The following is a 12,492-nucleotide window of genomic DNA, read 5'->3' on the forward strand; positions in this document are numbered from 1 at the left end:
TCGGCATGAGTTCTGGTCTGGTCGCTCGCTTGCACGTCGATCTGCGGCGGCACGCAAGCGCGATCTGTGCTCGCTGAGCCGGAACGCGGCCGCGCCCGTCGTCCTTTGTGGACTTCCGTGGCGGAGTGACCGAGCGGCTAGGTAAGGGCCTGCAAAGCCCTTCACGCGGGTTCGAATCCCGTCTCCGCCTCAAAAACCAGCCCGCACGTCCGTCCATTCCGGACAGGAATCGGCTGATCCTCGACGGACGCCCGATGCGCGTTCCAGGTCGAGCGCACCTGCCGCGGCCCGAAGCCGAGCAGCAGCGGGCTTTCCGGCCGCAGTCCCGCAATCGCCGGGCGCGCGGCTCGGTGGACCACATCGAAACTCCTGTGGAGGAGGCAGCGTTGACGCCGCTTTCGGTCCTGGACCTCGCACCGGTTTCCGCCGGGAGCACCGCTGCCGAGGCGCTGCACGACACCGTCGACCTCGCGCGGCACGTCGACCGCCTCGGATATCGACGCTTCTGGCTGGCAGAACACCACCTGGCGCCCGGGGTGGCATCGTCATCTCCCGCGGTGCTGATCGGCTCCGTGCTCGGCGCCACCGGCCGGATCCGGGTCGGCTCCGGTGCCGTGCTGCTCGGCCTGCACACGCCGCTGCGCGTCGCCGAGGACTTCGGCACCCTCGCGCACCTGCACCCGGATCGCGTCGACCTCGGCCTCGGGCGTTCCGGGCTGGCCAAGGCCGCCGAGCTGGCCACCGCACGACAAGGGGCGCCGCGACCGCTGGAATCCCGAGTGGTGGACGGTTTGCCGGTGCCGCGCGCGGCGCTGCGCCCGGGTTCGCGGGCGGCGGCCGAGCGGCTGGCCGCGCACTCCCGGCTGCTCGGCGCGAACGGCGGCGACGACGACTACGGCGAACAAGTCCGCGAAGTCCTCGCGTGGCTGGATGGCACGTTCCTCGACGGCGACGGGTTGCCCGCGCGGGCGGTGTCCGCGGAAGGCGCGTCGTTGCAGGTGTGGATCCTGGGTGCCAGCGCGGGCCAGAGCTCGCGGACGGCGGGTGAGCACGGGCTGCCGTTCGTCGCGAACTACCACACGGTACCGGGCGCGGTACTGGAAACCGCCGCCTCGTACCGGGAATCCTTCCGGCCTTCGGCCCAGCTGGCCGAGCCGTACCTGATCGTCTCGGCGGACGTGCTGGTCGCCGAGGACGATGCGACCGCGCGCCACCTCGCCGAACCCTTCGCGGAGTGGGTGCACGAGATCCGCTACGGCGAGGGCGCTCCGCCGTACTCGACGCCTGCGGATTCGGCGGGCCGTGGCTGGACCGAGGGCCAGCTGGAAGGGGTCGCCGACCGGTTGCAGACCCGCATCGTCGGCTCCCCGGAAACCGTCGTGGAACGGCTGGACGTGCTGCGCCGCGTCACCGGCGCGGACGAGCTGCTGATCACCACGATCACCCACGGGCACCGGGATCGGCTGCGGTCTTTCGAGCTGCTCGCCGAAGCCTGGGCGCAGCGCTGATCGGCCGCGGACTCGCCGGGCCGCGGGCAGGGGCCGCGGCTGTCAGCACAACGGCGAGATGGCCGTCGGGTAGGCGATCGTGGATGTCGCGCTGGTGATGTTCTCCGGCTCGTGCCGCGGCGGCCAGATCCCGCGCGCGAGCGCGTCGCCCCGGATCTCCTGGCGCGCCTTGAGGTCCGGGTACGGCCAGACGTGGGTGATGCGGGGTGCCCCGTCCAGCGCGAACATCGCCGTCGTCAGCGGATACATCCGGGTTCTTCGCGGTAGTGCGTCGTGCCATCCCGACATCGTGGGCGTCAGCCCGCCGATTCTGAGGTGGTAGGTGTGGAACTCGTAGACCCCGCCGAAGTGTCCGGTCTGGATCGGCGGCAGGTACGGGAACGGTGCGAACGTCTCGATGTGGAACCGTTCCAGGTGCGCCCCGATGCCGAACGGGTCGCCGGTGGTCAGCACCCGCTGCCGTTCTTGGGCGATCTGCTGGGCATCATCGAATTCCCGCAGCAGCAACAGGTCGCCGCCGTCCGCGCCGTGCTCGGTCTCCCAGCAGCCCAGCAGCCGTCCTCGGGTGCCGTCGCTGGTGTAGATTTCCAGCGCGGTGAGGGCGTCGGAAATCGCCCCCGGCTTCATCGACAGCGTGGTGAGTTCGTGGAGCTGCATCCGGTTCCTTCCTCGGACTGGCCGCGAGGTGTTCGCGCGGCGGCGCGCCGCGGTAGCGTACTGAGCGCGTCAATGATCCGTTGTGGACAGGTCCCGTTCAGTCGAACCTGAGACGATCTCAAATTTTGCGTTCGGCCGCGTCAGCCGCGGAAATGCCGTGGTGGTGCCGGTTTCGCGCGAATTCGCCCGAGCCGCCGAGCCGCTGTGCCGCCGATGTCCGTCCTCATCGGACAAGGGTTTTCCCTCGGTTTCGGCTAGCGGTGTTGCGCCGCCGCGGACAGATCCGGCACGACGTTGTCGATCAGGTGCGGAATCGCCAGCACACCGGGTTCGCGCAACGCCAGCCAGGAATCCGCGAGCACCGGCAGGTAACCGCCGCGCCGCACCACGTTCAGATTCCGGAAAACCGGGGAACTCTCCAGCTGCGGGCGCAGGGCCGGATCCGGGTAGGAAGTCAGCAGCACGTCGGTGTCCACTCGGTGCAGGCTTTCCGCGCTCAGCTGAGCGGAGAATCCTTTGCCCGGAAGATGTTGTGCGGCCGAGGCGAACCGCATTCCGAATTGTGCGAGTGTGCGGGCTGTGACGTCGCGCGGTGTGCGGATCACGCCGAGCCCGCCCGGGCTGTGCGCGAGCGTGATCGCGAACTCCGCGCCTGCCAACTGCGGGTGCGCCGCCGAAGCATCCCGCATTCGGCGCTCCACATCGGACACCAGGTCGTCCGCTCGGGCGGATTCGCCCAACGCTGCGCCGACCTGCCGCGTGGTGGCCTGCCAAGGTTCCTCGTCCGGCGCGGTTTCGAATGCCGTGGTCGGCGCGATCGCCGACAGCGCCGGGTATTCGCGGTCGATGTAGTAGTCGCTGCCCGCCAGGATCAGGTCCGGGTGCAAAGCGGCGATGGCTTCGGCCGAATATCCCTCGGAGGTCGGCCGCAGCGTCGTGGGGTGCCAGTCGGGACGCCGCTGCCACGGCGGCAATTCCGCCGACAACGGCAGTCCCACCCCTACTGGTCGCACGCCCAGCGCCAGCGCCGCGTCCACGTCGGCAGGACCGAGCGCGACCACTCGCGCCGGATGTCGCGGCACGAACGCCGTGCCTAGCCGATGCGCCACCGGAGTCCGCGGCTCGGCGGGCGGCGGAGCGGTCCCCGCGCACCCGCCGAGCAGGACCAGCAGCAGCAACACCGCCGCCACGCGTTTCGTCCCGGAGGGCTGAGCACGTCCCGCAGCGATCACGCGAGTAAGGCTACCCTTGCTCGCGGCTCGGTCGGGAGCGCCGGATTCCGGCCGAGCGGGCTCGTGCCGGTTGCTCGGTCGGAAAACCGCAGCGCGGAGCCGCGCGCGATCTCCGGTCGGGAATCCTCAGTCCTGCACCGGTTCCAGCACGAACACCGGGATGACCCGGTCGGTCTTGGTCTGGTACTCGGCGTACTGCGGGAACGTCTCCACGGCCCGATCCCACCAGCGGGCGCGCTCGTCGCCTTCGGCCAGGTGCGCGCGGTACTCCCGCACATCGGCACCGTCCTGCAGCCGGACCAGTGGGTTCGCGCGCAGGTTGTGGTACCAGTTCGGGTTCTTCGGGGAGCCGCCGAGCGAGGCCACCGCGGCGTACCGCTCGCCGTCGCTCACCCGGATCACCGGTGACTTGCGGACCGCCCCGCTCTTGGCTCCCTCGGTGGTCAGCACCACGCACGGGTACCCGTTGATCGTGCGGCCCTCCGCGCCGCCGGTGGCCTCGTAGCGGGAGACCTGGTCGGCCACCCAGTCGAACGTGCTGGGAGCGTATTCGCCTTGGAAGGACATGCGGTTTCCTCCTGCCGATCGGTAGTGCCCGCGCAGCGGGTCCACAACCGGCAACGCCTGCGGGGCTGCGAACAATCCCGGCACGTCGGCGCGGTCCGGGACGGCGGGCCGAATTCTTTCGGCATCCATTGTGGACGGAACTGGTGCCGCGCGGAACGCACCGCCTTCGGCGAGTCGGCCCGAATGCGGAGCCGATCTCGCGGGGGTCGTCGGCCGCGCCACGTTTCCGGGAATTGATCTTGGTCGACGGTCACCGAATCATAGGTTACTGTGACACATGTGTGGATAGACGTCCTCCTGCTGGCGAATCTGGCCGAACAGCCGTGCCACGGATACGAACTCCGCAGGAGGGTCGAGCACAGCACCGGCTACGCCCTGTCCAACAACTCGCTGTACCCGGCGCTGCGACGATTCACCGAAGCCGGGGCCGTCACGCGCACCCAGGAGCCGCAAGAGGGCCGTCCGCCCCGGCACGTCTACGAACTCACCGACGTAGGCCGGGAATTGCTGCACGACATGCTCGCCGACCTGCCCGAGGAACTCGCGCGGGACGAGCCGGAGTTCATGTCGCGGCTGGCGTTCTTCGACTGGCTCACCCCGGACGAACGGCTGCGCGTGCTCGACGCGCGCCGCAGCGCCTTGAAGAACCGCCGCGAGCGGATCGCCGCGTTCTGCGCGCAGGCCGAGCCGGGCGGCTGGAGCCACGAGGCGCTGCGCGAGACGAGCCGCCGCATCCACGCCGAACTCGACTGGCTCGACCAGGTGCGCACCGGCGCGCCTGATGGTCCACCGCGAAAAGAGGAGATCGGATGACCGCGCCCGCCCTGCCGCAGCTACCTTTCGACCGTCCGAACGTGCTGGAACTGGCCCCGCTCTACGACGTGCTGCGGCGGCAGGCGCCGATCTCCCGGGTGCGCACGCCCGCCGGTGATCAAGCGTGGCTGGTGACCTCCTACGACGAGGCTCGGGTGCTGTTCGCCGACCCGCGGTTCGGCCGCTCGCACCCGGCGCCGGAGCGGGCCGCGCGGATCTCGAACGCCGCGATCATCAACGGGCCCACCGCCGACTACGACACCGAACGCGCCGAGCACACCCGGATGCGCAAGCTGCTCACGCCCGCGTTCTCCGCGAAGCGGATGCGGCTGCTGACCGATCACGTGCGGGAGATCGTGGACGAGCGCCTCGATGCGTTGCAGGCGGCGCACGACCGGGCACCGGGTGAACCGGTGGACCTGCACGAGCACCTGTCGTTCCCGCTGCCGGTCCGGGTGATCTGCGGCCTGCTCGGGGTGCCGTTCGCCGACCGCGAGTACTTCCACGGCCTGTCGGACCGGATGAACCGGATGAGTTCCGGTGACGACCCGCAGGACGCTGCGGAGGAGTTCCGCGCCTACATGGGCAGGCTCGCCGAGGCCAAGCGCGCCGAACCGGGCGAGGACGTGGTCTCCGACCTCGTGGCCGCGCAGCGGGACGACCCGGACTTCGACGACGCGGAGATGACGAAACTGGCCCGCGGGCTGCTGTTCGCCGGGCACGAGACCACGGTCAACCAGATCGACATCGGTGTGCTGATGCTGCTGACCGATCCGGCGCGGCGGGATGCGTTCGCCGCCGACCCGGAAGGTCTGGTGCAGCAGACCGTGGAGGAGATGCTGCGGTTGTCCGCGCCGGGTGGGCTCGGCCTGCTGCGGTACGCGCACGAGGACGTCGAGATCGGCGGTGTGACGATCGAGACCGGTGACGCGGTGGTGATCTCGCAGGCCGCGGCGAACCGGGACGCGGCGGTGTTCGCGGACGCGGAGGACTTCGACCCGTCGCGGCGGCCCAACACGCACCTGGCCTTCGGGCACGGCGCGCACTTCTGCATCGGTGCGAGCCTGGCCCGCACCGAGCTGCGGGTGGTGTTCACCGCGCTGTTCCAGCGCTTCCCGCAGCTGCGCCTCGGCGTCGGGCTGGACGAACTGGTGGTGCGCAGCGACCGCGTCACCGGGGGAGTCGAGGGGCTGCCCGTCACCTGGTGAGCGCTGAACCCAGCTGAGCGAACGGACCGCTCGTCCCAATAGATTGGACGAACGGTCCGTTCGCTCGTCAGCCGAGTTCGGTGAGCACCCGGTCGACGATGGTGTTGCGGGCGAGTCCGTAGCGTTCGTGCAACGTGGGCAGTGCGCCCGCGTCCAGGAACTCGTCCGGCAGCGAGATCGGTGCGACCCGGGTGCCGCGGCCGGCTTTGACCAGCTCGGCGGCCAGCGTCTCGAACAGCCCGCCGACCACGGTGTGGTTCTCCAGCGTGACCACCAGCCGGTCGCCTGCGGCTTCGGCTAGCACGGTCTCGGTGTCGAACGGTTTGATCGTGGGGCTGTGCACCACCGCGACGTCGACGTTGTGCGCGGCCAGGTCCTCGGCTGCCTGCAGCGCGCGCATCGTCATCAGTCCACTCGAGACGAATACGACGTCGTTGCCGCCGCGCAGCACGGAAGCCTTGCCCAGCTGGAAGGTGTGGTCGTACTCGTCGAGCACGGTCGGCACCTTGCCGCGCAACAGCCGCAGGTACGTAGGTCCCTGCGATGCGGCCAGTTGCGGTAACGCCTGCTCGATGTCCACCGAGTCGCATGGGTCCACAATGGTCAGATTCGGCATCCCGCGGAAGATCGCGATGTCCTCGGTGGCCTGGTGGCTCGGGCCGTATCCGGTGGTAAGGCCGGGCAGGCCGCCGACGATGTTCACGTTCAGGTTCGGCTCGGCGATGTCCAGGCACAGGAAGTCGTACGCGCGCCGGGACGCGAACACGCTGTAGGTGGAGGCGAACGGCACCAGGCCGACCTCGGCCATCCCGGCGGCCGTGCCGAAAAGCAGCTGTTCGGCCATGCCCATCTGGAAGTAGCGGTCCGGGTGGGCCTCTGCGAACACGTGCATGTCGGTGTACTTGCCCAGGTCGGCGGTGAGCCCGACGATCCGCTGGTCGCGCTCGGCCGCGGCGGCCAGCGCGTGGCCGAACGGCGCCGGAGCGGTGCGCTGGTCGGCATCGGCGAACGACGCGATCATCGCCGAGGTGGTGAGGCGCTTCTTGGTGGGCGTGCTCATCGTGTCGTCGCTCCTTCGCCGTCGGTCAGCTGCTCGCGGCACTGTTGCCACTCGTGCTCGTCGATGCGCATGAAGTGCGCCTTCTCGCGGGTTTCCAGCAACGGGACGCCGCGTCCGATCCGCGTGTCGCAGAGGATCACCGACGGCCGCCCGCGCGAACTCGCCTGCTCCGCGGCGGCGTCGAACGCGGCAAGCAGCGCTTCGACGTCGTTGCCGTCCACGCGCTGGGTGAACCAGCCGCAGGCGGCCCACTTCTGCTCGGCGGGTTCGATGCCGAGCACGCCGGCGGTCTTCCCGTCGGCTTGCAGCGCGTTCATGTCCACCATCGCGGTCAGCGCGCCGAGTTCGTGGTGCGCGGCACCCATGGCGGCTTCCCAAGTGGAGCCCTCGTTCAGCTCCCCGTCGGAGAGGAAGTTGAACACCCGGGCCGGGTTGTCCTGGTGCCGCAGCCCGAGCGCCATCCCGACGGCCACGGTCAGCCCGTGCCCGAGGGAGCCGCCGGAGATCTCCATTCCGGGCGTGTAGGTCGCCATCCCGGACATCGGCAGCCGCGAGCCGTCCGAGCCGTAGGTCTCCAGTTCGTCCACCGGAACGGTTCCCACCTCGGCCAGCGCGGCGTACAGCGCGATCGCGTAATGCCCGGTGGACAGCAAGAAACGGTCGCGTTCGGACCAATGTGGATCGTCGGCTCGCAGCCGGAGCTGGTCGACGTAGCTGACCGCGAGCATGTCGGCGACGCCGAGCGCTTGGCCGACGTAGCCCTGCCCTTGCGCCTCGCCCATGTTGAGGATGTGGTGGCGCATCCGGTATGCGGCGGCGCGCACCCGCGCGGCCCGTTCCGCGAGTTCCGGACTCGCGGTAAGCGGCTGGTCCACTGTGGTCATGGTATTCCTTCCTCTTGTAGCGGAGTCGGAATTCGTTGCAGCGAGGCCGCAATCGGCGACCGGTCCGAATCCGGGCAGCACGACGCGGCGCGCCGTGCGGGCGCGGGGGAGTTCGCCGCTGTCAGCGGCCGGTCAGCGAGGACCACACCTCGAAATGGCGTCGCATGGCCGTTCGGGCGCCTTCGCCGTCGCGTTCCGAAACCGCGTCGACGATTCCGTAGTGGACGGTGTCGATGGCCCGGGTCTGGCCCGCTTTCAGGGTTTCCTGGCGGACCGCGGTGTGCCTGCGCTCGACCACCTCGTCGCGCAGCACGTGACCGAGCCCGTCGTGCAGCATCGTGAAGATCGGGTTGTCCACAATGACGAACAGGTGCCGGTGGAACTCCAGGTCCGCCTCCAGCGCCCGGTCGTCCGCACCGGCGGCGCTTGCCTGCACCATTTCGTCGACCAGACCGCGCAGCGTGTCGACGTCGTCGGCGGTGGCCTGCCGGGCGGCGGCCTCGGACATCGAGATCTCCAGCATTTCCCGGGCGGCGCGGAACTGGCCACCGCCGAGCTGGCCGAGTTCGCTGGAGAGGTCGAAGTACAGCTGCAGGAAGCTCGCGTCCGGCACGCCCAGGTAGGAGCCGCGGCCCTGGGTCCTGGTCAGGAACCCCATCGTCTCCAGCATGGACAGCTGTTCGCGCAGCGAGCCGCGGCTGATCTCCAGCGAGTCCACCAGCTCCCGCTCGGTCGGCAGCCGCAGGTTGCCGGTGCCGGGCTCCTGGTTCGCCTGCTCGGCGAGGCTGCGCACCAGATACGCGAGATCGACTCCCACCGGAACCTCCCAGGCCGACTTGGTAGGACCAATGCCGAAAACCTAGTTACCAGCCTGAGCGCCTGTCAACGCTTTGGTTAAACCTTTTCGTTCCCGGTCCGGACGACGACACGCCCGGCGCTCACCCGGACGGAGCGGACCGCGTGGAGCGAAGGACTCCTTCTACCGAACGGGCGACGAGGTCCTTCACTCCGAACCGGTGGGGGTGCGGCGCAGCGCGTCCGGGGTGAGGGAAGCGGGGGAGGTGTGGCCGCTGAGGCCGAGGGTCAGGTCGAACTCGGCGACTATGTCGGCGACCGCGTCGTGTGCGCCGTCCGCGCCGTTGACGGCGAGCCCGTACAGGTAGGGCCTGCCGACGGCGACCGCATCGGCACCCAGCGCGAGTGCTTTGAACACGTCGGCGCCGCCGCGGATGCCGCTGTCGAACAGCACCGTGAGCGCATCACCGACGACGGGCGCGATCTCGGCGAGCGCGTCCAGCGCGGCGATCGAGCCGTCCACCTGCCGCCCGCCGTGGTTGGACACCACGATTCCGTCCACTCCGGAGTCGGCCGCGCGCCGCGCGTCGTCCGGGTGCAGCACGCCCTTGAGCACGATTGGCAAGTCGGTGCGGTCCCGCAGCGTGGCGATGTCCGACCAGCCCAGGGACGGCCGCGAGTAGGTGTCCAAAAAGGTCTGAACTGCCGCCCGCGGTTCCGGTGAACGCAGATTTCCCAGCAGCGAGCCGGGAAAACGACGACTCATCGACAGCAATGCGCGGATAGCCGAGAGCGTGACCGAAACCGCTGAGCCACTGTCCTTTCCGGACTCGACCCGTTCGCGGATCATCTGCCGGAACCGCGGATCCGATGTGTACTGCGCGATCCCGCGTCCTTGGGCGAACGGCAGCGAACCGAGGTTGAGGTCCTGCGGCCGCCATCCGAGCAGCGTCGTGTCCAGCGTGACGACGATCGCCTCGGCGCCGCAGCGCTTCGCCCGGTCCAGGAAGCTGTCGACCAGCTCCTCCTCGGTGCTCCAGTACAGCTGGAACCACCGCGGCGCGTCACCCATGGCAGCGGCGCACTGCTCCATCGGTGTGCAAGCCTGGCTGGAGAACATATACGGCAGGCCGAGCCTTGCCGCGGCGGTGGCGATGCCGATGTCGGCGCTGGGATGCACCAGGTCCGCGGCGCCGATCGGGGCGAACAGGACCGGTGCGGGGATCCGGCGTCCGAACAGCTGCACGCTCAGGTCCCGCTCGGACACGTCGCGCAGCATCCGCGGCACGATCGACCACCGGTCGAAGGCGTCGCGGTTGGCGCGCATCGTCGCACCCGAGCCTGCGCCACCAGCGACGTAGGCCCAGCCCCGTGCCGTGGTCTTGCGCTTCGCGAGCCTGCTCAACGCGGCGAAGTCGGTGGGTACGGCCGGTCGTCGGCCGGAAACCCCGGCGCGGTAGATGGCCGACTGCCGGTCGCGGCCGTAACCCTGCGCGTCGGACATCTCCCAGCCCTCCCTGTCGATTTGCGGCACGACGATGTTCCGCTTTCGGGGTCCGATCATCGCCGCAGGAGCGCACCGCGTCCACACCGGGTCACCCGCCCGGCTCGCCGTACCAGCGCCACGAAGTCCGGCGCGGCAGCCCGGGCAGCTCGATCCGCCCGGTCGCCCACAACAGGCTCGGCCACGGCTCCGCTCCGGTGGACACGTCCGGGAACAACCGCTCCAGCACGAGCTCGCACAGCTCCGCGGGCGGATCCCAGTCGAGCCCGAGGCCGTGTGCCAGATCATCGGTGTGCACAAGGGTTTCCACGATTCCCATCGCTGCGAAACCGGCCGCGTCGGAGGCGCCGAAGATGTGGTGCGCGCGGACCTGCGGCGGCGTCGTGCGCACCATCGCGCTCAGCAGCGCCCCGCTCGCCTCGAGCGCCCGGAGGAGCCCGTCCGGTCCGGCACCGCGGTCGGCGTGCACGGCGTTCATCGGCCCGCCCGGGCGGCGTGCCGAGTACGAGAAGCCGATCAGGTCGTCCAGCGGGGGAGTCCGCGGGCCGAGCTGGGCCGCGTAGCCGAACAGGTCGTCGCCGAGGTGCTCGGCCGTCTCCCAGCAGTCCCATTCCAGCGCTCCGGCGGTTTCGCCCCAGGCGTCCGGCGGTGCCTGCCGCAGCAGGTCCACGGCGAGGTGCACGGCGCGGTCGAGGTGTTCAGCGGTGATGGTCGGCATGGCACGAACCTTGGCACCGACCGCGCGCCCGGGCTATTCCTTTTCGAGCCGGGCCAGGCCGCGGTACTGCGCATCGATCACTTCGGCGAGCCTGTTGAGCTGCCGCGCGAGCTGCCACCGCTCGTCCGGGCTGAATTCCGCGTAACCGGCGGCCTGCGCGCGGCGCTGGCGGGTGCGCAGCCGGTCCAGCTCCGCGGCTCCTTCGGGAGTGAGCCCGATCAGCACGCGTCGCTCGTCGTCCGGGCTGCGGCGGCGGGTGACGAAACCCTTGCCTTCGAGCTGCTTGAGCATCCGGGTCGCGGTCGGCAACGCGACGCCCGCCGCTACCGCGAGGTCGCCGACGGGCAGTTCGCCCTCGCCGGCCAGCGGCAGCACCAGTGCGAGCTGGGCGAGCGAGAGGCCGCCCGCGCCGGCGTTGGCGGCCCGCGCGCGGCGCATGGCCAGGAACAGCGCGTCGGTGGCCCGCGAGAGCTCGGATGTCCCGTCGTGCTCGGGATTTTGCGGCGCTTGCGACATGGCTGCTACCTTACCGGAAAGGTAGTTAGCAAGCTAAGTAATTCGGAGGAGACATGACCGGGCGCATCGATGTCCACCACCACGTCGTGCCGCCCCGCTACCGGCAGCGGCTCTCGCGCGCCGGCGTTTCCGCGGGCGGCCGCGGGATTCCGGAATGGAGTGCGGATGCCTCGCTGGAGCTGATGCAGCGCAACGGGATCGAGGCGGCCATCCTGTCGATCACCACTCCCGGCGTGGAGCCTTGGCTGAACGACGGCGCCCGCGAGTTCGCGCGCGAGCTCAACGAGTTCTGCGCCGGGCTGGCTGCGGAACATCCCGGACGCTTCGGATTCTGGGCCACGTTGACGTTGCCGGACGTGAACGGTGCGGTGCACGAGGCCGCCTACGCGCTGGACGAGCTGCACGCGGACGGAGTGGTGTTGCTTGCCAACAGCAACGGGACTTACCTCGGCGATCCGGAGTTCGACCCGTTGATGGCCGAATTGGACGCTCGTGCGGCTGTGGTGTTCGTGCACCCGTCCGAGCTGCCCGCCGAGCCCGTTCCCGGGGTTCCGCCCTATGCGGCGGATTTCCTGCTCGACACCACCCGGGCGGCGGTGAACCTGGCCGCCCGCGGCGTACCGCGCCGGTTCCCGAACATCAAGATCATCTTGCCGCACGCGGGCGGGTTCCTGCCGTACGCGGCCGAACGCATCGCCGGTTCGCTCGCCCTCGACGATCCGAGCCGTGATGCCGGGCAGCTGTTGGCGGACCTGCGCGGCTTCTACTTCGACACCGCGCTGTCGGCCTCCGAGTACTCACTTCCGGCGCTGACCCGGTTCGCCGAGCTCGGGCACGTGCTGTTCGGCAGCGATTTCCCCTACGCCACGGCAGAAATGGCGACCTGGTTCACCGGCAAGCTGGACGCCTGGGACGGAATCGACCACGCCGAAGTGGACCGGGTCAACGCCGGGCGGCTGTTGCCCCGGTTCGGTTGACGCCGGTTCCCGGACGTGCGCCCGGCGGTCAGAGCCAAGATCCCGAACAGCAG

At 69.9% G+C, this 12,492-nt stretch carries 14 protein-coding genes and 1 tRNA gene; 6 read left to right on the forward strand and 9 right to left on the reverse strand.

What is annotated here, in order from left to right; genetic code table 11:
* The first annotated feature begins 5 nt into the window (after positions 1 to 5).
* The 3 genes from INP57_RS30560 to INP57_RS21945 all read left to right on the forward strand — a co-directional run bounded on the left by INP57_RS30560 (position 6) and on the right by INP57_RS21945 (position 1,508).
* Positions 6 to 77 (forward strand): putative leader peptide, encoded by a 72-nt coding sequence (locus INP57_RS30560; protein WP_367269089.1) that lies wholly within the window; start codon positions 6 to 8, stop codon positions 75 to 77.
* Positions 78 to 119: 42 nt separating this feature from the next.
* A tRNA-Cys gene (locus INP57_RS21940) sits at positions 120 to 190 on the forward strand.
* 64 nt (positions 191 to 254) lie between these two features.
* Positions 255 to 1,508 carry an MsnO8 family LLM class oxidoreductase gene (locus INP57_RS21945; protein WP_200072198.1) on the forward strand — a complete coding sequence of 418 codons (1,254 nt, stop codon included), beginning with the start codon at positions 255 to 257 and terminating at the stop codon, positions 1,506 to 1,508.
* Between the two features lie 42 nt (positions 1,509 to 1,550).
* Here the strand turns inward: INP57_RS21945 and INP57_RS21950 are convergent, their stop codons facing one another.
* The 3 genes from INP57_RS21950 to INP57_RS21960 form a co-directional block, all read right to left on the reverse strand.
* Positions 1,551 to 2,165, reverse strand: a complete 615-nt coding sequence (locus INP57_RS21950; RefSeq protein WP_200072199.1) for an NIPSNAP family protein — start codon at positions 2,163 to 2,165, stop codon at positions 1,551 to 1,553.
* 254 nt (positions 2,166 to 2,419) lie between these two features.
* Positions 2,420 to 3,397, reverse strand: a complete 978-nt coding sequence (locus tag INP57_RS21955; RefSeq protein WP_200072200.1) for an iron-siderophore ABC transporter substrate-binding protein — start codon at positions 3,395 to 3,397, stop codon at positions 2,420 to 2,422.
* A gap of 126 nt (positions 3,398 to 3,523) precedes the next feature.
* A complete protein-coding gene (locus INP57_RS21960; RefSeq protein ID WP_200072201.1) occupies positions 3,524 to 3,964 on the reverse strand; it encodes a nitroreductase family deazaflavin-dependent oxidoreductase in 441 nt (146 codons plus the stop codon).
* A 279-nt stretch (positions 3,965 to 4,243) separates the two neighbouring features.
* Between INP57_RS21960 and INP57_RS21965 the strand changes: the two genes are divergently transcribed.
* Positions 4,244 to 4,777 carry a PadR family transcriptional regulator gene (locus tag INP57_RS21965; RefSeq protein WP_200072202.1) on the forward strand — a complete coding sequence of 178 codons (534 nt, stop codon included), beginning with the start codon at positions 4,244 to 4,246 and terminating at the stop codon, positions 4,775 to 4,777.
* Positions 4,774 to 5,985, forward strand: a complete 1,212-nt coding sequence (locus tag INP57_RS21970) for a cytochrome P450 (RefSeq protein WP_200072203.1) — start codon at positions 4,774 to 4,776, stop codon at positions 5,983 to 5,985. The genes INP57_RS21965 and INP57_RS21970 overlap by 4 nt, the downstream gene beginning before the upstream one ends.
* A gap of 67 nt (positions 5,986 to 6,052) precedes the next feature.
* On the opposite strand, the gene INP57_RS21975 is transcribed toward INP57_RS21970, so the two are convergent.
* From INP57_RS21975 to INP57_RS22000, 6 genes are all read right to left on the reverse strand, one after another.
* The gene (locus INP57_RS21975; protein WP_200072204.1) at positions 6,053 to 7,045 is read right to left on the reverse strand and encodes a transketolase family protein; all 993 of its coding nucleotides are present in this window, start codon (positions 7,043 to 7,045) and stop codon (positions 6,053 to 6,055) included.
* Entirely contained in the window at positions 7,042 to 7,929 is an 888-nt protein-coding gene (locus INP57_RS21980) for a transketolase (RefSeq protein WP_200072205.1), read from the reverse strand. Before INP57_RS21980 ends, INP57_RS21975 begins: the two co-directional genes overlap by 4 nt.
* A gap of 121 nt (positions 7,930 to 8,050) precedes the next feature.
* Positions 8,051 to 8,746: a FadR/GntR family transcriptional regulator gene (locus INP57_RS21985; RefSeq protein WP_200072206.1), complete on the reverse strand. Its 696-nt coding sequence runs from the start codon at positions 8,744 to 8,746 to the stop codon at positions 8,051 to 8,053.
* Between the two features lie 186 nt (positions 8,747 to 8,932).
* Entirely contained in the window at positions 8,933 to 10,258 is a 1,326-nt protein-coding gene (locus tag INP57_RS21990; RefSeq protein ID WP_307850209.1) for a lactate 2-monooxygenase, read from the reverse strand.
* A 61-nt stretch (positions 10,259 to 10,319) separates the two neighbouring features.
* Positions 10,320 to 10,946, reverse strand: a complete 627-nt coding sequence (locus tag INP57_RS21995; RefSeq protein WP_233628057.1) for a maleylpyruvate isomerase N-terminal domain-containing protein — start codon at positions 10,944 to 10,946, stop codon at positions 10,320 to 10,322.
* Positions 10,947 to 10,979: 33 nt separating this feature from the next.
* Positions 10,980 to 11,462 carry a MarR family winged helix-turn-helix transcriptional regulator gene (locus INP57_RS22000; RefSeq protein WP_200072207.1) on the reverse strand — a complete coding sequence of 161 codons (483 nt, stop codon included), beginning with the start codon at positions 11,460 to 11,462 and terminating at the stop codon, positions 10,980 to 10,982.
* Between the two features lie 53 nt (positions 11,463 to 11,515).
* Here INP57_RS22000 and INP57_RS22005 point away from each other — a divergent pair, with 53 nt between their 5' ends.
* The gene (locus tag INP57_RS22005; protein WP_200072208.1) at positions 11,516 to 12,439 is read left to right on the forward strand and encodes an amidohydrolase family protein; all 924 of its coding nucleotides are present in this window, start codon (positions 11,516 to 11,518) and stop codon (positions 12,437 to 12,439) included.
* Positions 12,440 to 12,492 lie beyond the last annotated feature (53 nt).

The sequence above is a fragment of the Saccharopolyspora galaxeae genome, from assembly GCF_016526145.1.
Classification (GTDB): domain Bacteria; phylum Actinomycetota; class Actinomycetes; order Mycobacteriales; family Pseudonocardiaceae; genus Saccharopolyspora_C; species Saccharopolyspora_C galaxeae.